Below are 22295 nucleotides of genomic sequence, written 5' to 3'. Positions count from 1 at the left end.
TGGATCAGACTTCGTCAGGGCTGCGCAGGTTGGTGACTGCGATTCGCTGTTCGCGGCGCTCTTCCTTTTGCGAAGGCATCTCGGCGCGATATACGCCTTGATCACCAACGACCCAGGAAAGCGGGCGACGCTCCTTGCCAATCGATTCCTGCAGCAGCATCAAGCCTTGCAGGAACGCTTCAGGGCGAGGCGGGCAGCCAGGCACGTAGACGTCCACGGGCAGGAACTTGTCCACCCCTTGAACGACGGAGTAGATGTCGTACATGCCACCGGAGTTGGCGCACGAACCCATGGAGATAACCCACTTCGGCTCGAGCATTTGCTCGTAGAGACGCTGAATGATCGGCGCCATCTTGATGAAGCAGGTTCCGGCGATAACCATGAAATCCGCCTGGCGCGGCGAGGCCCGGATAACTTCGGCGCCAAAGCGCGCGATGTCGTGGGGCGCCGTGAAGGCGGTGGTCATTTCCACGTAGCAGCACGAGAGACCGAAGTTGTACGGCCACAGGGAGTTTTTACGCCCCCAGTTGACCGCGCCACTCAGCACGTCTTCGAGCTTGCCCATGTAGATGTTTTTGTGGACTTGGTCTTCTAACGGGTCGGAAACGGTTTCCCGTTCGCCGATGGGGTACTGCTCGTTAGGAGCATCCGGGTCGATCCTGGTGAGATTGTATTGCATCGCCAAAGCCTCATTGTTTCAGCTTCGCTTGCCGCTTACGACGAGCTTCCGGAGCCCAGTCAAGGGCGCCCACTCGGAATAGGTAGACAAGGCCTGCCAACAGAATTGCTATGAAAACGAGAGCTTCGACGAATCCGGTCCAGCCGCTTTCGCGGACGGACACAGACCAGGCAAAGAGAAAGAGGGCTTCGATATCGAAGATCACGAACAGCATCGCGACCAGATAGAATTTGGCTGAGAGCCGCAAGCGGGCGCCACCTGTAGGCAGCATGCCGGACTCGAACGGTTCATTTTTGCTGCGGCCCCAGGCTTTTGACCCGAGGAGGCTGGAGACACCGAGCATGAAGGCGCAGAGGCCGACAACACCGAGGAGGAAAATGGCAAAGCCCCAGTTGTGGGCCATGAGTCCTGTCGCTTCGGTCATGCTGGAAATCCTTAACAGAGAGCAAAGGTCTCTGAGCTCGAAAAAGTAACGATGCAGTGACGATATGTCGCACTGCAATCAATCGCGGTGATTTTATGGCTAAACACCGGGCAAGTAAAATTCCTATAGCGAAATTATTCGATGGAATAAGGACATAGTGCACCTTTGTGGGGCTGCAGCCCTTGTGCTGTGGGCATTAGCGGGCTTTTGAACAATTAAGTTTTGTTTGTCTGGTAACGAAGCTTTCATGCTCTAAATGATAATGAATATTGTTTGCGTGGGGTTTAAGCGAATGTTTCTCGTGTGGCGAGGGAAGTTGCCGTTACTTGCTTGATTGTCGCTTAGTTGCTGGAACGGATCTTTTAACCGATCTGGTCCTTGGGAATACCGCTCTGGATCAATGTTTTGCGCAAAATCTTCGCCTCGACAGCGTCCCTGTGGGAGCCGGGCTTGCCCGCGATGGCGGTGCGTCAGATATGAATGTGGCGTCTGGGCCGCCGCCATCGCAGGCAAGCCGGCTCCCACATTTGATTTTTGGTGTACTCGAAACAAAAAAAACGCCCCGAACCAGTCGGGGCGTGATTGCTGTGCGGCACTGCGGTTAGGTCTTCCGTGGGGCCGCAGTGGCCGTGTACTCGCTGCTGCTTAGTGGAACTGTTCTTCTTCGGTCGAACCGGTCAACGCGGTCACGGACGAGGTGCCGCCCTGGATCACGGTGGTCATGTCGTCGAAGTAGCCAGTGCCCACTTCCTGCTGGTGCGCCACGAAGGTGTAGCCCTTGGCCGCGTCAGCGAATTCCTGCTCCTGCAGTTTCACGTAGGCGGTCATGTCGTTGCGGGCGTAGTCGTGCGCCAGGTTGAACATGCTGTGCCACATGTTGTGAATGCCGGCCAGGGTGATGAACTGGTGCTTGTAGCCCATGGCGGACAATTCGCGCTGGAACTTGGCGATGGTCGCGTCGTCCAGGTTCTTCTTCCAGTTGAAAGAAGGCGAGCAGTTGTAGGACAGCAGTTGGTCCGGGTATTCCTTCTTGATTGCTTCGGCAAAGCGACGGGCTTCGTCCAGGTCTGGCTTGGCGGTTTCGCACCAGATCAGGTCGGCGTACGGTGCGTAGGCCAGGCCGCGGGCAATCGCCTGGTCCAGGCCGGCGCGTACTTTGTAGAAGCCTTCCTGGGTACGCTCGCCGGTCACGAACGGCTTGTCATACGGGTCGCAGTCCGAGGTCAGCAGGTCTGCTGCGTTGGCGTCGGTACGGGCCAGGATGATGGTCGGTGTACCGGCAACGTCAGCGGCCAGGCGGGCAGCGGTCAACTTCTGTACGGCTTCCTGGGTGGGTACCAGTACCTTGCCGCCCATGTGGCCGCATTTTTTCACGGAAGCCAGCTGGTCTTCGAAGTGCACGCCGGCAGCGCCCGCCTCGATCATGCTCTTCATCAGTTCGTAGGCGTTCAGCACGCCGCCGAAACCGGCTTCAGCGTCGGCCACGATGGGTGCGAAGTAGTCGATGTAGCCTTCGTCGCCCGGGTTCTTGCCGGCTTTCCACTGGATCTGGTCGGCACGACGGAACGAGTTGTTGATGCGCTTGACCACGGTCGGCACCGAGTCCACCGGGTACAGCGATTGGTCGGGGTACATGGATTCAGCGGAGTTGTTGTCCGCTGCCACTTGCCAGCCGGACAGGTAGATCGCCTGGATACCGGCTTTCACCTGTTGCACTGCCTGGCCGCCAGTAAGGGCGCCCATGCAGTTGACGAAATCTTTGTCGGGACGGAAGGAAGGCTTGGCACCTTGGGTGACCAGGTTCCACAGCTTCTCGGCGCCGAGTTTTGCAAAGGTGTGCTCAGGTTGAACCGAGCCACGCAGGCGGACGACGTCAGCAGCGGAATAAGCGCGGGTCACGCCTTTCCAGCGTGGGTTTTCAGCCCAGTCTTTTTCAAGGGCTGCAATTTGCTGTTCGCGTGTCAGTGCCATGGAGATAAACCTCGTCGCGTTTAGAAGATCCGTTTTCCAGCCGTGCATTCAATGCGTGGGCAGGGCTGCTCGCTGACCAGAAGCTTAGGCGGTCATGTCGGGTTTGACGGGGAAGGCGACGGGATGAACGTGGTGCTCAAGGGGGAGTTGAGCAGGTAAGGGCAAACTGCGGACAGTCTTCGGGCGTCGTGGGCCTTTGTGCGTTCCATCAGTGTGTAGCCGGGTTACCTGGTTAGCTTCCGTCCCTCGGGACAACTTCGTTCCAGTCGCAACCAAAGTCAAACACACCTTGTGGGCGGTACAGACACGAATCGGCTCGGGTGGGTAGCTTGGAGCGGCGATCCGAAGGCCCTTGCCAGGGCCCCTGATTAGCGGGAGCGAGGCCATCATGCACAGGCTTTTTTGTATCGTCAAATGTTTTGTAGTGCTTTTTTTCAAGCACTACATCTTTAGTCTAAGGCGACTCATCGGTCAGTTTTTGGTGCTTCAGTTCAGGGTGTCGACCTTGACCCGTAAAGTCAGGTCATCACGACCCTGAGTAGAGTAGCTGCGGGTTGTAGAGGATTTGTCGGCCTGGGTCTCGCGATTGATGCCGGCCAGGGGGATCCATTCGCCCAAGCGACCGCTGACAGTTGTGTCGGTACTTTGTACGTTCACTACATCGGGACGTTCCTGGCTCATGCGGTCACGATTGGTACTGATGGCCAGGTGAACGGTCTCGCCGGTGACGCTTGCCGTCACGTAGAAACCCTGGGTGACGTTGCGATACTGGGTCTGGTTCTGCGGGCGGCCGTAGGCGTCCGGCTGAGTGGTAGTGAGTGGCACGCTCTGCCCAACCTGAATCAATGCCGGCACGCCTTCACTGGCCTGGATCTGCTGGATGCCGCCGTCACGGCTAGCGGTGCCGTAGCTGATGATGCGGGTCTGGCTGTCGCCGGTGTTCTGCTGGTTGTTCTCGTTGGTGTCGACGGTAATCAGCAGGCGCTTGGCGGGCGTGTCCAGTTGGGCGAGCAGGGCGCGCAGGTCCTGGATCTTGCCTGGGTCGGCGTTGACGATCAGCTGGTTGCCGTAAGCGCTGACGGTGCCGTCCTTGCCGATGAAGTTCTGTGCCACCGGGAGCAGGTCGGCACTGGTGCGGTTGCTCAGGTTGACGACTTCGGTGTCGGCCACGGCGGAGAAGCTGGCGGTCAGGAGGAGGGCGGTGAGCAGGGTGCGTAGGGACATGTCCGTTATCTCTGCGAGTCATTTAGGCGGGATAGTGCCAGTTTGTCGGCCTGGTGGGTCGCAAATTGAATCGTAGACGGCAAAATGCCCTGGCATGGCAGGGCATTTTGGGGTGTTGCTGAGATAGCCATCGCCGGCAAGCCGGCTCCCACACTTGACCGCGTGCATCCCTTGGAATGCGATCAACTGTGGGAGCTGGCTTGCCTGCGATGCAGGCGACGCGGTCGCGGATCAGTCGCCGCGCACCATATCCACATGCGGAATCCCGACCTCAAGAAACTCGTCACTGACGACCTTGAAGCCCAACCGCTCATAAAACGGCGCCGCATACACCTGCGCACTGAGGAATTGCTTGGTCTGGCCGCGTTCCTCGGCCACGCCAATCACAGCATCCATCAGTTTGTCGCCCACATTCAGGCCGCGCCAGTCCTTGAGGACCGATACACGACCAATCTCGCCCGTAGGCAGCAGGCGCGCAGTGCCGATAGGAAAGTCGCCTTCAAACGCGAGGAAATGCACCGCGCCTGCGTCTTCCGCATCCCACTCCAGCTCCGGTGGAACCGATTGCTCAGCGATAAACACCGCTTCACGAATGCGCCGTATCTCGGCGATATCCTTTTGCCAGTCCGCGACACTTACGTGAATCTTATTCATCGGCAAATCCCAGGCTTCCTTGCTTGACCAGTTCGCACAGCAGGTCACGACCGTCTTCGTCCGCCAGCCACGCACCGAGGTTCTCGGCATGCAGGGCGTCGGCGGCGCAGATCAGTTTCAGCAACTCGCGCAGCTTGCCCGGCAGGTAACGGCTCTGGCCGCTGGCGAACAGCAGTACGTCGTCGTCCACTTCCGACCAGGCCATGCGTGCACTTGGGTTGCGCACCAGGATCGCGCCATCTTGCAGGGCGTTGATGAAGTCTTCTTCGCCCAGCTCTTCGCCGGCCACCAATTCAGGATAGCGCGGTTCGGTCATGAACTGGCCGAACCAGGTCAGCAGCATGCGCTCGTCGCTCATGTGCTCGGCCAGCAGGCTTTTCAGGCGGTCCAGGGCGTCGGTCTGGATCTGGTGCGGATCGCTGACCGGCTGGGCGTCGGCGTCGGTGTAGCGCTCTTCGTCCGTCAGGTACTGGCTGAGGAAGTCGGTGAAGTGGGTCAGCACTTCGGCCGCGCTCGGTGCACGGAAGCCGACGGAGTAAGTCATGCAGTCATCTTCGGCAATGCCGAAATGCGCCAGGCGTGGCGGCAGGTACAGCATGTCGCCCGGTTCCAGCACCCATTCGGCGCTTTCTTCGAATTCGGCGAGGATGCGCAGGTCAGCGTGCTGCAACAGCGGGCTTTCGGAGTTGCACATCTGGCCGATCTTCCAGTTGCGCTTGCCCTGGGCTTGCAGCAGGAACACGTCGTAGTTGTCGAAGTGCGGGCCAACACTGCCGCCGGGTGCGGCAAAGCTGATCATCACATCGTCGATACGCCAGCTTGGCAGGAAGCGGAACTGCTCCAGCAGCTCGGCCACTTCCGGCACGAACTGGTCGACGGCCTGCACCAGCAGGGTCCACTCACGCTCGGGCAGGGTGCTGAACGCGTCTTCAGTGAACGGGCCGCGACGCAGTTCCCACGGGCGCTCGCCGTGCTCGATCACCAGGCGCGATTCGACTTCTTCTTCCAGGGCCAGGCCGGCCAGTTCGTCGGCGTCGATCGGGCTTTCGAAATCAGGAATGGCCTGGCGGATCAGCAGCGGTTTTTTCTGCCAGTAGTCGCGCAGGAATTCCCGTGCCGTGATGCCGCCCAGAAGTTGAAGAGGGATATCAGGATTCATGTGTAACCTATTGAAAGAAAGCACTTTTCAGACTGGAATAAAAACGCCCGGCGCGGCCGGGCGTCTCAAAGGGTCTTGCGAAGATCAGATGCGCTTGGCTTGCTCTACAGCGTTGCCGATGTAGTTGGCCGGGGTGAGCAGTTTCAGCTCGGCCTTGGCCGCAGCTGGCATGTCCAGGCCATCGATGAAAGTTTGCAGCGCTTCAGGGCTGATGCCCTTGCCGCGCGTCAATTCTTTCAGTTTCTCGTACGGGTTTTCGATGTTGTAACGGCGCATCACGGTCTGGATCGGCTCAGCCAGGACTTCCCAGCACGCATCCAGGTCAGCGGCGATCTTCTGCTCATTGAGCTCGAGCTTGCTGATACCTTTGAGGCTGGCTTCGTAGGCGATCACGCTGTGCGCGAAGCCCACGCCGAGGTTGCGCAGTACGGTGGAGTCGGTCAGATCGCGCTGCCAGCGGGAGATCGGCAACTTGCTGGCCAGGTGCTGGAACAGCGCGTTGGCGATGCCGAGGTTGCCTTCGGAGTTTTCGAAGTCGATCGGGTTGACCTTGTGCGGCATGGTCGACGAACCGATTTCACCGGCGATGGTGCGCTGCTTGAAGTAGCCCAGGGAGATGTAGCCCCAGATATCGCGATCGAAGTCGATCAGGATGGTGTTGAAGCGCGCAATGGCGTCGAACAGCTCGGCAATGTAGTCGTGCGGCTCGATCTGCGTGGTGTACGGGTTGAAGCCCAGGCCCAGCTCGTCTTCGATGAAGGCGCGGGCGTTGGCTTCCCAGTCGATCTCGGGGTAGGCCGACAGGTGGGCGTTGTAGTTGCCTACGGCGCCGTTGATCTTGCCCAGCAGTGGCACGGCCGCGACTTGAGCGATCTGACGCTCCAGGCGGTACACCACGTTGGCCAGTTCTTTGCCCAGGGTGGTCGGCGAGGCCGGCTGGCCGTGGGTGCGCGACAGCATTGGCACGTCGGCGAAACGGATGGCCAGTTCGCGGATGGCGTTGGCGGTCTGGCGCATCAGCGGCAGCATCACGTCATCACGGCCTTCACGCAGCATCAGGGCGTGGGACAGGTTGTTGATGTCCTCGCTGGTGCAGGCAAAGTGGATGAACTCGCTGACCTGGGCCAGTTCCGGCAGCTTGGCCGCTTGCTCTTTGAGCAGGTATTCGATGGCTTTTACGTCGTGGTTGGTGGTGCGCTCGATCTCTTTCACACGCTCGGCGTGCTCCAGGGAGAAGTTTTCCGCCAGGGTGTTGAGCACAGCGTTGGCTTGCGCGGAGAACGCCGGCACTTCGCTGATGGCGGGGTGAGCGGCCAGGCGCTGGAGCCAGCGCACTTCAACCAGAACACGAGCACGGATCAAGCCGTATTCGCTGAAAATAGGGCGCAGGGCCTGGGTTTTGCCGGCGTAGCGGCCGTCAACAGGGGAAACCGCAGTGAGCGAAGAGAGCTGCATGGGGTGTTCTCGGACAGTCGGGCAACGAAATGGGGCGCGTATCATACATGAAAAAATCCGCCGGTCCGTCGCCAACTGACCGGCGTATTACGCGTGAGGCTATAAAAAAACGGGTCGCTGCGACTTATTCGTTGTGCATCAACGGGTAAAGCTCTTTGAGCAATTTGCGGCGGCTGATGACCAGCTGCCAACGATGACCGCCCAACTGGCGCCACAGCCGCGCCGAACGAATGCCGGCCAGGAGCAGGGCGCGGATCTTCGAGGCGTTGTTCGGTTGCTGCAGGTTGCGCATGTCGCCGTGCACCTGGATGCGCTGGCGCAAGGTGCTCAAGGTGTCCTGGTACAGCGCGCCACAGGCCGCGATCACGTTTTCGTGGGCGGGGCCGAAGTGTTCCACCTGGGACTGGATCTGCGGCAGGCGTTTGCCGATGGTTTCGAGCATGTCCTCGCGCTTGGCCAGTTGGCGTTCGAGGCCGAGCATCGACAGTGCGTAGCGCAAAGGCTCGCGCTGCAGGGTGCTCGGGTCGCGCTCCAGGGCGCCGATCAGCGCGCGGTAGCCTTCGCGCAGTGCCAGGTCATCACCACCGTAGACCTCCAGGGTGTCCTTGGGGTCGCGGATCAGCAGGCTGCCGAGCATGCAGGTCAGGCCGGCTTCGGTGACCTGGCCGGTCTTGGCAATCTTGTCCACCAGCACCGCGGCGAGGAACACCCCGCCCAATGCCGTCAATTGCTCCTGGGTCGGGCTCATGCCTTCTGGCTCCAGGCTTCGGCCACTTCAATCACGCCGCCGCCCAGACAGATTTCGCCGTCGTAGAACACCACGGACTGGCCCGGCGTCACTGCGCGCTGCGGGTCATCGAAAGTGGCGCGGTAACCGGTCGCGGTTTTTTCCAGGGTGCAAGGCTGGTCGCTCTGGCGATAACGCACCTTGGCGGTCAGGCGGCGCGGGGTGCTCAGGTCGATCGGGTTGACCCAATAGATCTCCGAGGCGAGCAGGGCGCCCGAGAACAGCAGCGGGTGTTCGTTGCCCTGGCCGACGATCAGCTCGTTGTGCTCCAGGTCCTTGATCAGCACGTACCACGGCTCTTCACCGGCGTCTTTCAAGCCGCCGATGCCCAGGCCCTGGCGCTGGCCGATGGTGTGGTACATCAGGCCGTGGTGACGGCCGATGACTTCGCCTTCGGTGGTCTTGATTTCGCCCGGTTGTGCCGGCAGGTACTGCTTGAGGAAGTCGCTGAAACGGCGCTCGCCGATAAAGCAGATCCCGGTGGAATCCTTCTTCTTGGCGGTGGCCAGGCCGTGTTTCTCGGCGATCTTGCGCACTTCGGGTTTTTCCAGCTCGCCCACCGGGAACAGGGTCTTGGCGATCTGTTCGCCGCCGACGGCGTGCAGGAAATAGCTCTGGTCCTTGTTCGGGTCCAGGCCCTTGAGCAGTTCGGTGCGGCCATCGATGTCGCGGCGGCGCACATAGTGGCCAGTGGCAATCAGGTCGGCGCCGAGCATCATGGCGTAGTCGAGGAACGCCTTGAACTTGATTTCACGGTTACACAGTATGTCCGGGTTCGGCGTGCGGCCGGCCTTGTATTCGGCCAGGAAGTGCTCGAACACGTTGTCCCAGTACTCGGCGGCGAAGTTGGCGGTGTGGAGCTTGATGCCAATCTTGTCGCACACGGCCTGGGCGTCCGCCAGGTCGTCCATGGCAGTGCAATATTCCGTTCCATCGTCTTCTTCCCAGTTCTTCATGAACAGGCCTTCCACCTCATAACCCTGCTCCATGAGCAGGACGGCGGAAACGGAAGAGTCCACGCCGCCGGACATGCCGACGATGACGCGCTTCTTTTGTGTGTCAGAAGGGGCTGGATCACGCATAGGGTTTCAACGGGTGTCTTGAAAAAGGATGCGATTCTATCAGGCTCAGGCCTTCAAGGCTAAAGAGAAGGGCGGATCAATTCGAGACTGTGGCGCTGCCCGGCCAGATAATCGTCGATGCAGCGGATGATCAGCTCGCTGCGCCAGTCGTCGCGCACGGCCATCAGCTCGTCACGGGTTAGCCAGCGGGCGCGCAGGATGCCTTCGTCGAGTTGAAAGTCCGGGTGGTGTTTCAGCGCCTTGGCGATGAAGCAGACCCGTTGGTAGGTCACGCCATTGCTCGGGGCGGTGTACAGGTAGATGCCGACGATGCCGGTGGCTTCCACGTCCCAGCCGGTTTCTTCGAGGGTTTCGCGCACGGCGGCTTCGGTGAGGGTTTCATGCGGGTCGAGGTGGCCGGCGGGCTGGTTGAGCACGGGGCGGCCGCCCTTGAGTTCTTCGACCATCAGGAAGCGGCCGTTGTCTTCGACGATGGCGGCGACGGTGATGTGGGGTTGCCAGGTCATTCAATACCTCGTGTTAGCACGGTCATTGCAGGAGCTGGCTTGCCGGCGATGAGGCCCTCAAGCTTTGCGCAAGCCTTGAGGTCGCCATCGCCGGCAAGCCGGCTCCTACAGGGGTATTTGTTTTCAGTCGAGCAGTACAAACAGAAACCCCGGCACGGGGCCGGGGCTTCTTTGCATCCTTACAACCTTACTTCAACTTGGCAATGGCTGCGTTGAGGGTGTTGCTTGGGCGCATGGCTTTGCTGGTCAGCTCCGGGTTCGGCGCGTAATAGCCGCCGATGTCCACTGGCTTGCCCTGTACGGCGTTGAGTTCGGCAACGATGGTTGCTTCGTTCTCGGTCAGGGTCTTGGCCAGTTCGCCGAACTGCGCTTGCAGTGCAGTGTCTTCGGTCTGGGCAGCCAGGGCTTGTGCCCAGTACAGCGCCAGGTAGAAGTGGCTGCCGCGGTTGTCGATGTTGCCGACTTTACGCGATGGCGACTTGTTGTTGTCCAGGAACAGGCCAGTCGCCTGGTCCAGGGTCTTGGACAGAACCAGGGCTTTCGGGTTGTTGTAGTTCACACCCAAATGCTCAAGGGAAGCAGCCAGGGCCAGGAACTCGCCCAGGGAGTCCCAGCGCAGGAAGTTCTCTTCCACCAGTTGCTGCACGTGTTTCGGAGCCGAGCCACCGGCGCCGGTTTCGAACAGGCCGCCGCCGTTCATCAGCGGCACGATGGACAGCATCTTGGCGCTGGTGCCCAGTTCCATGATCGGGAACAGGTCGGTCAGGTAGTCACGCAGCACGTTACCGGTCACCGAGATGGTGTCCAGGCCCTTGCGGGTGCGCTCCAAGGTGAACTTCATCGCGTCGACTGGCGACATGATGCGGATGTCCAGGCCTTCGGTGTTGTGGTCTTTCAGGTAAGCCTGAACTTTCTCGACCACGACGCCGTCATGTGCACGCTTAGGGTCCAGCCAGAAGATGGCCGGGGTGTTGCTGGCGCGGGCACGGTTGACGGCCAGTTTGACCCAGTCCTGGATCGGCGCGTCTTTGGTCTGGCACATGCGGAAGATGTCGCCGGCTTCAACAGCCTGTTCCATCAGCAGGGTGCCCTTGCTGTCGGTGACGCGGACAACGCCGTCAGCCTTGATCTGGAAGGTCTTGTCGTGGGAGCCATACTCTTCGGCTTTCTTCGCCATCAGGCCAACGTTTGGCACGCTGCCCATGGTGGTTGGGTCGAAAGCGCCATTGGCCTTGCAGTCTTCGATGACCGCCTGGTAGATGGTGGCGTAGCAGCGATCCGGGATCACGGCCTTGGTGTCGTGCAGCTGGCCGTCGGTGCCCCACATCTTGCCGGAGTCACGGATCATGGCTGGCATCGAGGCGTCGACGATGACGTCGCTCGGCACGTGCAGGTTGGTGATGCCTTTGTCGGAGTTGACCATCGCCAGGGAAGGGCGAGCGGCGTAGACCGCCTGGATGTCAGCTTCGATCTGCGCTTGCTGGTCAGCCGGCAGGGCCTTGATGCGAGCGTACAGGTCGCCGATGCCGTTGTTCAGGTTGAAGCCGATCTGCTCCAGCACAACAGCGTGCTTGGTCAGGGCGTCTTTATAGAACTCGGCAACGATCTGGCCGAACATGATCGGGTCGGAGACCTTCATCATGGTGGCTTTCAGGTGAACCGACAGCAGAACGCCTTGTTTCTTGGCGTCTTCGATTTCGGCGGCGATGAAGCTGCGCAGGGCTTTCTTGCTCAGCACGGCGGTGTCGATGATTTCGCCAGCTTGTACCGAGGTCTTTTCTTTCAGGACGGTCGCGGTGCCGTCTTGGGCGATCAGCTCGATTTTGACAGCGTCAGCGGCTTCGATCTGTACGGCTTTTTCGCTGCCGTAGAAGTCGCCGTTGTTCATGTGCGCGATGTGCGACTTGGAGTCTGCAGCCCAGGCGCCCATCTTGTGCGGGTGCTTGCGTGCGTAGTTCTTGACCGACAGCGGTGCGCGGCGGTCAGAGTTGCCTTCGCGCAGGACCGGGTTCACGGCGCTGCCCTTGACCTTGTCGTAACGTGCGCGGGTTTCTTTTTCCGCGTCGGTGGTTACGGTTTCCGGGTAGTCCGGCAGGGCGTAGCCCAGGGCCTGCAGTTCCTTGATCGCAGCTTGCAGCTGTGGGGTCGAGGCACTGATGTTAGGCAGCTTGATGATGTTGGCTTCAGGCGTAACGGCCAGGTCGCCGAGTTCAGCGAGGTGGTCCGGGATAGCCTTGGCGCCCAGTTGCTCGGGGAAGCTTGAGAGGATGCGCCCGGCAAGGGAGATGTCGCGGGTTTCCACAGCAATATCAGCTGAAGCGGTGAAGGCCTCTACGATAGGCAGCAGTGAATAGGTGGCGAGGGCTGGGGCTTCGTCGGTGAAGGTGTAGATGATCTTCGAGCGGGTGGGCATATTCGGATTAACTCTCTTCTTTGCTGAAAGCGTGCGCAGAAACTCGAGATGCGCCGGGTGGAGCGCGTTCGTTCAAAGTCATCCATGAGCGAAATGTCGAGGTTTCTTCGCGGTGATGTTGGGTTGCATCAGTCGAGCGTCAAGCGGGTGGACTATTGTTTAGTCCGGCTTTTCTGGCGGAGGGCACTGTTATAGAGCGGTCGGCCGTCGTGACTCTTTGGTCAGCGGCGGCATTATACATAGGTCGCTATGCTTACGCCGAGCCTTCATACAAAAGGTGTGTCGTCCATTGGTCTAAAGGTCGCAGGGGACGGATGGCGTCGGAAGTCGCACAATGTGCTCAACATTGGCGCTTTTCCCGTTTCTTTCAGGCTTGTAGGCCGCCAAGTGTGCTGTTTTCGATGCAAATGAGCATGGCGCGAGGTTTCAGTCGCCATTTATCTGGAGTAGGCTCGAACGCAGCCAGATGTTCAATCCATAGATGGAGTTCAGCATGGGATACAAGAAGATTCAGGTTCCGGCAGTCGGCGACAAAATCACCGTCAATGCAGACCATTCTCTCAATGTTCCTGACAAACCGATCATCCCTTATATAGAAGGCGACGGTATTGGCGTCGACATCAGCCCGGTGATGATCAAGGTGGTCGATGCAGCTGTTGAAAAGGCCTACGGCGGCAAGCGCAAAATCTCCTGGATGGAGGTGTATGCCGGCGAAAAGGCCACTCAAGTCTACGACCAGGACACCTGGCTGCCCCAGGAAACCCTGGATGCTGTGAAGGATTACGTGGTGTCCATCAAGGGCCCACTGACCACGCCGGTCGGAGGTGGCATCCGTTCGCTGAACGTGGCCTTGCGCCAACAGCTCGACCTGTACGTGTGCCTGCGCCCGGTGCGTTGGTTTGAAGGTGTACCGAGCCCGGTCAAGAAGCCTGGCGATGTCGATATGACCATCTTTCGTGAAAACTCCGAAGACATTTACGCCGGCATCGAGTGGAAGGCCGGCTCGCCGGAAGCGATCAAAGTCATCAAGTTTCTTAAGGAAGAAATGGGCGTGACCAAGATCCGTTTCGATCAGGATTGCGGGATTGGCGTAAAGCCGGTCTCGAAGGAAGGCACCAAGCGTCTGGCGCGCAAAGCCCTGCAATATGTAGTGGATAACGACCGCGACTCGCTGACCATCGTGCACAAAGGCAACATCATGAAGTTCACCGAGGGGGCCTTCAAAGAGTGGGCCTACGAAGTGGCGGCTGAGGAATTTGGTGCGACGCTGCTCGACGGCGGCCCTTGGATGCAGTTCAAGAACCCGAAGACCGGCAAGAACGTGGTGGTCAAGGATGCGATTGCCGATGCGATGCTTCAGCAGATCCTGCTGCGTCCGGCAGAGTATGACGTGATCGCGACCCTTAACCTGAATGGCGACTACCTGTCTGACGCCCTGGCGGCGGAGGTGGGCGGTATCGGTATTGCGCCGGGAGCCAACCTCTCCGACACCGTGGCCATGTTCGAGGCCACCCACGGTACGGCGCCCAAGTACGCGGGCAAGGACCAGGTGAACCCGGGCTCGCTGATCCTGTCGGCGGAAATGATGCTGCGCCATATGGGCTGGACCGAAGCGGCCGACCTGATCATCAAGGGCACCAATGGCGCGATTTCGGCCAAGACGGTGACTTATGACTTCGAGCGCTTGATGGAGGGCGCCAAGCTGGTGTCATCGTCGGGCTTTGGCGATGCGCTGATTTCGCACATGTAATCGGCTGGACATAAAAAGCCGGCCATACCGTCGAGGCGGAATGGCCGGCTTTTTATTGGTCATTTGCTCAGTGGCCGACGCAGGCCAATTTCTCTTTTGGTTTTTGAGCATTGCCGTTTGTTGCTGTGCCGATGGTGACTGGCGCACTGATATTTACCGCGTGCATGCCTTTGGGTCCCTGAATAATTTCAAAGTCGACCGGCTGCCCCGCCTTCAGTGTTTTATAACCGTCCATTTTTATCGCTGAGTAATGCGCAAAAAGGTCTTCGTCCTTGCCGTCTTCAATAATGAAGCCGTAACCCTTGGCATTGTTGAACCACTTGACCTTACCGCTAGCCATGCCCATATCCCTCTGCACCAGACTCCATCGCTGGAGTATCATCCAGTTTATCCGTCCTAACCCGAATAAATAAGGTTGACTGCGCGGACCTTTTTTACCCACTGTGGGTTCTATTGGTTGTAACACCGTTTCACCGATAGTCAAGGCGACCAGTCGGTCAGAGTTGAAATTCTGACAGGTCGCCCCCACCACTGTATTTGAACCACTGACGAACCTTTCTTTCCATGCATGCAAACAGCCAGATTCGACTAACATTCAATCAGGATCGCCCGGATCAGGAACATGACGACGACGGTTCTGCAGGCATTGCTGTTCAGGAGGCCAAGCCCGCCCTGCAGGCGCCGCCGATGTACAAGGTGGTTTTGTTCAATGATGACTACACACCGATGGATTTCGTCGTCGAAGTGCTCGAGGTGTTTTTTAACCTGAACCGCGAGTTGGCGACCAAGGTAATGCTGGCCGTTCACACAGAAGGACGGGCAGTATGTGGAGTGTTTACCCGCGACATCGCCGAGACAAAGGCCATGCAGGTCAACCAGTACGCCAGGGAAAGCCAGCATCCGCTACTCTGTGAAATCGAGAAGGACGGTTAACGCCGACCACTTGGGTATGAGGTGAAGCTATGTTAAACCGCGAGCTCGAAGTCACCCTCAATCTTGCCTTCAAGGAGGCTCGTTCGAAACGTCATGAATTCATGACCGTCGAACACCTGCTGTTGGCACTTTTGGATAACGAAGCTGCCGCCACCGTTTTGCGTGCGTGCGGCGCCAACCTCGACAAACTCAAGCATGACCTGCAGGAGTTTATCGACTCCACTACACCACTGATCCCCGTTCACGATGAAGACCGTGAAACCCAGCCGACCCTGGGCTTCCAGCGGGTGCTTCAGCGTGCCGTGTTCCATGTGCAGAGCTCCGGCAAGCGAGAAGTCACAGGCGCCAACGTGCTTGTGGCGATCTTCAGCGAACAGGAAAGCCAGGCAGTGTTCCTGCTCAAGCAGCAGAGCGTTGCCCGTATCGATGTCGTCAACTACATCGCCCACGGTATCTCCAAGGTGCCTGGGCACGGCGATCATTCCGAGGGTGAGCAGGATATGCAGGACGACGAGGGCGGTGAGTCTTCTTCTTCGGGCAATCCACTGGATGCCTATGCCAGCAACCTCAATGAACTGGCGCGCCAGGGGCGGATCGATCCGCTGGTGGGGCGTGAGAATGAGGTTGAGCGTGTAGCGCAGATCCTCGCGCGTCGTCGCAAGAACAACCCGTTGCTGGTGGGTGAGGCGGGCGTGGGTAAAACCGCGATTGCCGAAGGCCTGGCCAAGCGCATCGTCGACAACCAGGTGCCGGACCTGCTGGCCAATAGTGTCGTCTACTCCCTGGACCTGGGCGCGTTGCTCGCCGGGACCAAGTACCGTGGCGATTTCGAGAAGCGCTTCAAGGCGCTGCTCGGTGAGCTCAAAAAACGTCCGCAGGCCATTCTGTTCATTGATGAGATCCACACCATCATTGGTGCCGGTGCGGCATCCGGTGGGGTGATGGACGCCTCCAACCTGCTCAAGCCGCTGCTGTCGTCGGGTGATATCCGCTGCATCGGCTCGACCACGTTCCAGGAATTCCGCGGCATCTTCGAAAAAGACCGTGCCCTGGCGCGCCGCTTCCAGAAAGTCGACGTGTCCGAGCCTTCGGTTGAAGACACCATTGGCATCCTGCGCGGCCTGAAGGGGCGCTTCGAAGCGCACCACGGCATCGAGTACACCGATGAAGCCCTGCGTTCGGCGGCAGAGCTGGCGTCGCGCTACATCAACGACCGGCACATGCCGGACAAGGCTATCGACGTGATCGACGAGGCGGGCGCCTACCAGCGCCTGCAGCCAGTCGAGAAACGTGTGAAGCGTATCGACGTGCCTCAAGTCGAGGACATCGTGGCGAAGATTGCGCGGATTCCGCCAAAACACGTCACCAGTTCCGACAAGGAGCTGCTGCGTAACCTCGAGCGCGACCTGAAACTGACCGTGTTCGGCCAGGATGCGGCGATCGATTCGCTGTCCACCGCCATCAAGCTGTCCCGTGCGGGCCTCAAGTCGCCGGACAAGCCCGTGGGTTCGTTCCTGTTCGCAGGCCCGACCGGCGTCGGCAAGACCGAAGCGGCGCGGCAGTTGGCCAAGGCTATGGGGATCGAGCTGGTGCGTTTCGACATGTCCGAATACATGGAGCGTCACACCGTGTCGCGCCTGATCGGTGCGCCTCCGGGCTATGTCGGTTTCGACCAGGGCGGCCTGTTGACCGAAGCCATTACCAAGCAGCCGCATTGCGTGTTGCTGCTCGATGAAATCGAGAAGGCCCACCCGGAAGTCTTCAACCTGCTATTGCAGGTGATGGATCACGGGACCCTGACCGACAACAACGGGCGCAAGGCGGACTTCCGCAACGTGATCGTGATCATGACCACCAACGCCGGTGCCGAAACGGCTGCGCGGGCTTCGATCGGCTTCAGTCATCAGGATCACTCGTCCGATGCCATGGAAGTGATCAAGAAGAGCTTCACGCCGGAGTTCCGCAACCGTCTGGACACCATTATCCAGTTTGGTCGCCTCAGCCATGAGGTCATCAAAAGTGTGGTGGACAAGTTCCTTACCGAGCTCCAGGCGCAGTTGGAAGACAAGCGCGTGCAGTTGGAAGTGACAGATGCGGCACGCAGTTGGCTGGCCGAAGGCGGTTACGATGCGGCAATGGGCGCTCGCCCAATGGCGCGTCTGATCCAGGACAAGATCAAACGGCCATTGGCCGAAGAGATCCTGTTCGGCGAGTTGTCCGACCATGGTGGCGTGGTGCACATCGACCTGAAGGACGGCGAGCTGACCTTCGAGTTCGAAACCACGGCCGAAATGGCCTGATAGCTGACTGCAATAAAGCAAAAGGCGCCGAAAGGCGCCTTTTTGCTGTGTGTAATGAGGTTGGCCACTATCACATGATCACTGAAGATCCACTGTGGGAGCTGGCTTGCCTGCGATGACGGTGGTTCAGCCTGCCCATGTATGGCTGATACACCGCCATCGCAGGCAAGCCAGGTCCCACAGGAGAGTTGTGGTGATGGTTAAATAGCGCACACACAAAAACGCCCGGCATAACCGGGCGTTTTGTATTGACTTGCTTAGCGAGCGCGGTAAGTGATGCGCCCTTTGCTCAAGTCATAGGGCGTCAGCTCGACGCGCACTTTGTCACCGGTAAGAATACGAATGTAGTTCTTGCGCATCTTGCCGGAGATATGCGCGGTTACGACGTGCCCATTTTCCAACTCCACACGAAACATGGTGTTGGGCAGGGTGTCGACGACAGTGCCTTCCATTTCGAAGCTGTCTTCTTTCGACATGCAGTAAAGCCCTCGGTATCCAGTGAATGGCCCGGTGCAACTGCGCCAGGCAAAAGCGGCGTGCATTGTGCCCGAAAAAGGGTGTTTAAGCCAAGGGGTTCTAGTTAAGCACGACCCATCTTTGATTAATCAGCAGTTCAATGGGCCGATATTGGGTCTTGTAGTTCATCTTTTTGCAGTTTTTGATCCAGTAGCCGAGGTACACCGCTTCCAGTTCCAGGCGCAGGGCTTCGCCGATTTGCCACAGGATGGCAAAGCGCCCGAGGCTGCGGCGCTCTTCGGCGGGTTCATAGAAGGTATAAACCGCCGAAAGGCCGTTGGGCAGCAAATCGGTGACCGCGACGGCCAGTAGTCGACCGTCGAGTCGAAACTCATAAAATCTCGAAAACGGCAGGTCGCGCACCAGGAACGTCGAAAACTGGTCGCGGCTCGGTGGAAACATATCGCCGTCGGCATGGCGCTGTTCGATGTAGCGCTGGTAAAGGTCGAAATATTCTTCGCTGAACCGTGGCTTGGTGGCCGTCACCGTCAGGTCGGCGTTGCGCTTGAGGATGCGCTTCTGATTGCGGTCCGGCAGGAACTGCGCCACCGGAATGCGCGCCGGCACGCAAGCGTTGCAGTTCTGGCAGTGCGGGCGGTACAGGTGGTCGCCGCTGCGCCGGAAGCCCATCTCGGAAAGGTCGGCATACACATGCACGTCCATCGGCTGGCTGGGGTCGAGGAACAGCGTCGTGGCCTGCTCGTCGGGCAGATAGCTGCAAGAGTGGGCTTGAGTGGCATAGAACTTCAACCGCGCCAGCTCGGTCATGATCAACCCTCGGGATAAGCTTTGAAATAAGTGTAAGCCAGGTGCGCGCAAGTCGCCTAGGAAACCCACGGTCCAGAGCTGGTTTGGTCCAGGTGGTCGCGCAGGAAGCCGGCAAATACGTCACGCGGTATGGCCCGGGCGCCGAGGCTGTGCAGGTGATCATTGGGCATCTGGCAGTCGATCAGGACGAAACCCCAGGCCTGCAGTTGCCGGGTGAGCGTGGCAAAGCCGAACTTCGAGGCGTTGTCGGCGCGACTGAACATGGATTCGCCAAAGAACAGTTGCCCCATCGCCAGGCCGTACAGGCCGCCCACCAGTTGGCCCGCATCCCACACTTCCACGGAATGCGCGTAGCCACGGTGGTGCAGCTCCAGGTAGGCGCTCTGGATACCTTCAGTGATCCACGTGCTGTCAGCGTAGGCGCGGGGGGCGGCGCAGGCCTGGATGACAGCGGCGAAGTCCTGGTCGAAGGTCACGGTATAGCGCTGCTGGCGCAGCAATTTTGCAAGGCTGCGCGAGACGTGCAACTCGTCGGGGAAGATCACGGTGCGCGGGTCTGGCGACCACCAGAGGATCGGCTGGCCCTCCGAAAACCACGGAAAGCAGCCATGCCGGTAGGCCTGGATCAGTCGCTCGGCCGACAGGTCGCCACCGGCGGCCAGCAGGCCATTGGGTTCGCGCATGGCCTTGGCCAGCGGCGGGAAAGTCAGGGAGTCGCGTTGCAACCAGGTCAGCATGGCATCCAGGCTTACGGAAGGGGAGGGGAGTGGCAGGTAGGGCACCTGCCGCACGAGTGCTGATTATTGTCGACGCAGCGCTGTGGGGCCAGCCCGAATCGGGTGTCGGCACGGATTAGCGTGAGCGGGTGTTTCTGCAACTCTGGGTCGCTGTCGCGGTCGTAATCGGGTCTGGGCCATGCAGGCCATTTGCCAAGCTGCTCCGGATTGGCAAAAACAGCTCATAAGCCTTTGTCAGCAAAGACAATGCATGCTCAAATTGACCGCGTTATGACAACTCAATTGTCTATGCTGATGGGTAGGGGGCAAGGGCGTGGCATCGGTGGCACAAACCCGTACAATGCGGCCATTGTGGCGTTATCGCCATTTCACCTAGCCGTTATCCGGTGTTAAAAGTAGATTCAACGACATTCGTTCATTTTTCAGCTGCTCGGATTGGGCAGTCATGTGCAGTCATTCAACAGATGGACGCGCTAATGGCGCAGGAATAGACCCGTTTTGAAGAAATCCGCCGCAACACCCAAAGCAGCAGTCGTGCCGGCCTGGCGCCAGCACCTGCATTATCGACTCAAGGAAGGTGCGCTGATCGCAATCGGCGCGCTGTGCCTGTTCCTGATGATGGCCTTGCTCACCTATGGCAAGGACGATCCGGGCTGGAGCCACAACAGCAAGATCGAAGACGTGCAGAACTTCGGCGGGCCTGCCGGTTCCTACAGCGCCGATATCCTGTTCATGGTGCTGGGTTACTTTGCGTACATCTTCCCCTTGTTGCTGGCGATCAAGACCTGGCAGATCTTCCGTCAGCGCCATGAGCCGTGGCAGTGGAGCGGCTGGCTGTTCTCCTGGCGCCTGATCGGCCTGGTGTTCCTGGTGCTGTCCGGCGCGGCGCTGGCCCATATCCATTTTCATGCACCCACCGGCCTGCCGGCGGGCGCTGGCGGTGCGCTGGGCGAAAGCCTCGGCGACCTGGCGCGCAGGACCCTGAATATCCAGGGCAGCACCCTGATGTTCATCGCGCTGTTCCTGTTCGGCCTCACGGTGTTCACCGACCTGTCATGGTTCAAGGTGATGGACGTGACCGGCAAGATCACCCTCGACCTGCTGGAGCTGTTCCAGGGCGCCGCCAACCGCTGGTGGGCCGCCCGGGTGGACCGCAAGCGCATGGTGGCCCAGTTGCGTGAGGTCGACACCCGCGTCAACGAGGTGGTGGCCCCGAGCACGCCGGACCGTCGCGAGCAGGCCAAGGTCAAGGAGCGCCTTATCGAGCGCGAGCAGGCCCTGAGCAAGCACATGTCGGACCGCGAGAAACAGGTGCCGCCCGTTATCGCCCCCGCGCCGCCCAAGGCCCCCGAGCCGAGCCATCGCGTGCAGAAAGAGAAGCAGGCGCCGTTGTTTGTCGACAGCGCCGTCGAAGGCACCTTGCCGCCGATCTCGATCCTCGACCCGGCTGAAAAGAAACAACTCAACTATTCCCCGGAATCCCTGGCGGCTGTCGGCCACCTGCTGGAAATCAAGCTCAAGGAGTTTGGCGTCGAAGTGTCGGTGGACTCGATCCATCCCGGCCCCGTGATTACCCGCTACGAAATCCAGCCTGCCGCTGGCGTGAAGGTCAGCCGTATCGCCAACCTGGCAAAGGACTTGGCTCGCTCCCTGGCCGTGACCAGCGTGCGTGTGGTGGAAGTGATTCCCGGCAAGACCACCGTGGGTATCGAGATTCCCAACGAAGACCGCCAGATCGTGCGCTTCTCCGAAGTGCTCTCGACGCCTGAATACGACAACTTCAAGTCGCCGGTCACCCTGGCCCTGGGCCACGACATCGGCGGCAAGCCGGTGATCACTGACCTGGCGAAAATGCCTCACCTGCTGGTGGCCGGTACCACCGGTTCCGGTAAGTCGGTGGGTGTGAACGCGATGATCCTGTCGATCCTGTTCAAGTCCGGCCCGGAAGACGCCAAGCTGATCATGATCGACCCGAAGATGCTGGAACTGTCGATCTACGAAGGCATTCCGCACCTGCTGTGCCCGGTGGTCACCGACATGAAGGACGCCGCCAACGCCCTGCGTTGGAGCGTCGCCGAGATGGAGCGTCGCTACAAGCTGATGGCGAAGATGGGCGTGCGTAACCTGTCGGGCTTCAACGCCAAGATCAAGGAAGCCCACGAGCGCGGCGAGACCATCGATGACCCGTTGTACAAGCGTGAAAGCATCCACGACGAAGCGCCGAAACTGACCAAGCTGCCGACCATCGTGGTGGTGGTCGACGAATTTGCCGACATGATGATGATCGTCGGCAAGAAGGTCGAAGAGCTGATCGCACGTATCGCCCAGAAGGCCCGTGCGGCCGGTATCCACCTGATTCTCGCGACCCAGCGGCCATCGGTGGACGTGATCACCGGCCTGATCAAGGCCAACATCCCGACGCGCATGGCGTTCCAGGTGTCGAGCAAGATCGACTCGCGGACCATCATCGACCAGGGTGGCGCCGAACAATTGCTGGGCCACGGTGACATGCTCTACATGCCGCCCGGCACCAGCCTGCCGATTCGGGTTCACGGCGCGTTCGTGTCCGACGATGAAGTACACCGCGTGGTGGAAGCCTGGAAGCTGCGTGGCGCGCCGGAATACAACGACGACATCCTCAACGGCGTCGAAGAGGCCGGCAGCGGCTTTGAAAACGGCGGCGGTGGCGGTGAAGACGATGCCGAAACCGATGCCCTGTATGACGAAGCCGTGGCGTTTGTGCTGGAAAGCCGTCGTGCCTCGATCTCTGCGGTACAGCGCAAACTGAAGATCGGCTACAACCGCGCCGCCCGCATGATCGAAGCCATGGAAATGGCCGGCGTCGTCACCGCAATGAACACCAACGGCTCGCGCGAAGTCATTGCCCCCGGGCAGATGCGCGACTGATCCCGCGCCGCGTGGCAGCACGCGGCGCGC

At 59.7% G+C, this 22295-nt stretch carries 19 protein-coding genes; 4 read left to right on the top strand and 15 right to left on the bottom strand.

Annotated features, from left to right (window positions below; genetic code table 11):
* Nucleotides 1-4 precede the first annotated feature (4 nt).
* The 11 genes from AC07OV_RS06295 to AC07OV_RS06245 all read right to left on the bottom strand — a co-directional run bounded on the left by AC07OV_RS06295 (nt 5) and on the right by AC07OV_RS06245 (nt 12354).
* Entirely contained in the window at nt 5-679 is a 675-nt protein-coding gene (locus tag AC07OV_RS06295; protein ID WP_016969249.1) for a NuoB/complex I 20 kDa subunit family protein, read from the bottom strand.
* A gap of 10 nt (nt 680-689) precedes the next feature.
* A complete protein-coding gene (locus AC07OV_RS06290) occupies nt 690-1103 on the bottom strand; it encodes an NADH-quinone oxidoreductase subunit A (protein WP_003219575.1) in 414 nt (137 codons plus the stop codon).
* A 645-nt stretch (nt 1104-1748) separates the two neighbouring features.
* A complete protein-coding gene (aceA, locus tag AC07OV_RS06285) occupies nt 1749-3074 on the bottom strand; it encodes an isocitrate lyase (RefSeq protein WP_016969250.1) in 1326 nt (441 codons plus the stop codon).
* A 486-nt stretch (nt 3075-3560) separates the two neighbouring features.
* Nucleotides 3561-4298 (bottom strand): secretin N-terminal domain-containing protein, encoded by a 738-nt coding sequence (locus AC07OV_RS06280; RefSeq protein ID WP_494996865.1) that lies wholly within the window; start codon nt 4296-4298, stop codon nt 3561-3563.
* 231 nt (nt 4299-4529) lie between these two features.
* Nucleotides 4530-4952: a GNAT family N-acetyltransferase gene (locus AC07OV_RS06275; protein ID WP_495091803.1), complete on the bottom strand. Its 423-nt coding sequence runs from the start codon at nt 4950-4952 to the stop codon at nt 4530-4532.
* Nucleotides 4945-6111: a ribosomal protein uL16 3-hydroxylase gene (locus AC07OV_RS06270; RefSeq protein ID WP_495091802.1), complete on the bottom strand. Its 1167-nt coding sequence runs from the start codon at nt 6109-6111 to the stop codon at nt 4945-4947. The genes AC07OV_RS06275 and AC07OV_RS06270 overlap by 8 nt, the downstream gene beginning before the upstream one ends.
* Nucleotides 6112-6195: 84 nt before the next feature.
* Complete coding sequence (gene purB / locus AC07OV_RS06265; protein ID WP_016975540.1) at nt 6196-7566, bottom strand: adenylosuccinate lyase; 1371 nt, start codon at nt 7564-7566, stop codon at nt 6196-6198.
* A 124-nt stretch (nt 7567-7690) separates the two neighbouring features.
* Nucleotides 7691-8314, bottom strand: coding sequence for a high frequency lysogenization protein HflD (gene hflD, locus AC07OV_RS06260; protein WP_495091801.1), 624 nt, complete (start codon nt 8312-8314; stop codon nt 7691-7693).
* Complete coding sequence (mnmA, locus tag AC07OV_RS06255; protein ID WP_495091800.1) at nt 8311-9435, bottom strand: tRNA 2-thiouridine(34) synthase MnmA; 1125 nt, start codon at nt 9433-9435, stop codon at nt 8311-8313. Before mnmA ends, hflD begins: the two co-directional genes overlap by 4 nt.
* A gap of 59 nt (nt 9436-9494) precedes the next feature.
* Entirely contained in the window at nt 9495-9941 is a 447-nt protein-coding gene (locus tag AC07OV_RS06250) for an NUDIX hydrolase (RefSeq protein WP_495091799.1), read from the bottom strand.
* A 187-nt stretch (nt 9942-10128) separates the two neighbouring features.
* Nucleotides 10129-12354 carry an NADP-dependent isocitrate dehydrogenase gene (locus AC07OV_RS06245; RefSeq protein ID WP_494996869.1) on the bottom strand — a complete coding sequence of 742 codons (2226 nt, stop codon included), beginning with the start codon at nt 12352-12354 and terminating at the stop codon, nt 10129-10131.
* A gap of 493 nt (nt 12355-12847) precedes the next feature.
* On the opposite strand from AC07OV_RS06245, the gene icd reads away from it, so the two are divergent.
* A complete protein-coding gene (icd, locus tag AC07OV_RS06240; protein WP_494996870.1) occupies nt 12848-14104 on the top strand; it encodes an NADP-dependent isocitrate dehydrogenase in 1257 nt (418 codons plus the stop codon).
* A gap of 67 nt (nt 14105-14171) precedes the next feature.
* On the opposite strand, the gene cspD is transcribed toward icd, so the two are convergent.
* Nucleotides 14172-14444, bottom strand: a complete 273-nt coding sequence (cspD, locus tag AC07OV_RS06235) for a cold shock domain-containing protein CspD (RefSeq protein ID WP_494996953.1) — start codon at nt 14442-14444, stop codon at nt 14172-14174.
* A gap of 224 nt (nt 14445-14668) precedes the next feature.
* Here cspD and clpS point away from each other — a divergent pair, with 224 nt between their 5' ends.
* Nucleotides 14669-15037, top strand: coding sequence for an ATP-dependent Clp protease adapter ClpS (gene clpS, locus AC07OV_RS06230; RefSeq protein WP_005789091.1), 369 nt, complete (start codon nt 14669-14671; stop codon nt 15035-15037).
* A 29-nt stretch (nt 15038-15066) separates the two neighbouring features.
* Complete coding sequence (clpA, locus tag AC07OV_RS06225; protein ID WP_176995482.1) at nt 15067-17337, top strand: ATP-dependent Clp protease ATP-binding subunit ClpA; 2271 nt, start codon at nt 15067-15069, stop codon at nt 17335-17337.
* Between the two features lie 257 nt (nt 17338-17594).
* Here the strand turns inward: clpA and infA are convergent, their stop codons facing one another.
* From infA to aat, 3 genes are all read right to left on the bottom strand, one after another.
* The gene (gene infA, locus AC07OV_RS06220; RefSeq protein ID WP_002553999.1) at nt 17595-17813 is read right to left on the bottom strand and encodes a translation initiation factor IF-1; all 219 of its coding nucleotides are present in this window, start codon (nt 17811-17813) and stop codon (nt 17595-17597) included.
* 100 nt (nt 17814-17913) lie between these two features.
* Nucleotides 17914-18621 (bottom strand): arginyltransferase, encoded by a 708-nt coding sequence (locus AC07OV_RS06215; RefSeq protein ID WP_176995483.1) that lies wholly within the window; start codon nt 18619-18621, stop codon nt 17914-17916.
* A gap of 56 nt (nt 18622-18677) precedes the next feature.
* Nucleotides 18678-19358 carry a leucyl/phenylalanyl-tRNA--protein transferase gene (gene aat / locus AC07OV_RS06210; protein ID WP_494996872.1) on the bottom strand — a complete coding sequence of 227 codons (681 nt, stop codon included), beginning with the start codon at nt 19356-19358 and terminating at the stop codon, nt 18678-18680.
* A gap of 498 nt (nt 19359-19856) precedes the next feature.
* On the opposite strand from aat, the gene AC07OV_RS06205 reads away from it, so the two are divergent.
* The gene (locus AC07OV_RS06205; RefSeq protein ID WP_176995485.1) at nt 19857-22265 is read left to right on the top strand and encodes a DNA translocase FtsK; all 2409 of its coding nucleotides are present in this window, start codon (nt 19857-19859) and stop codon (nt 22263-22265) included.
* Nucleotides 22266-22295 lie beyond the last annotated feature (30 nt).

Source organism: Pseudomonas sp. GW821-FHT09A09 (genome assembly GCF_059418405.1).
Note: the sequence above shows the minus strand (reverse complement) of the source record. Positions and strands in the feature narration are given on the sequence as shown.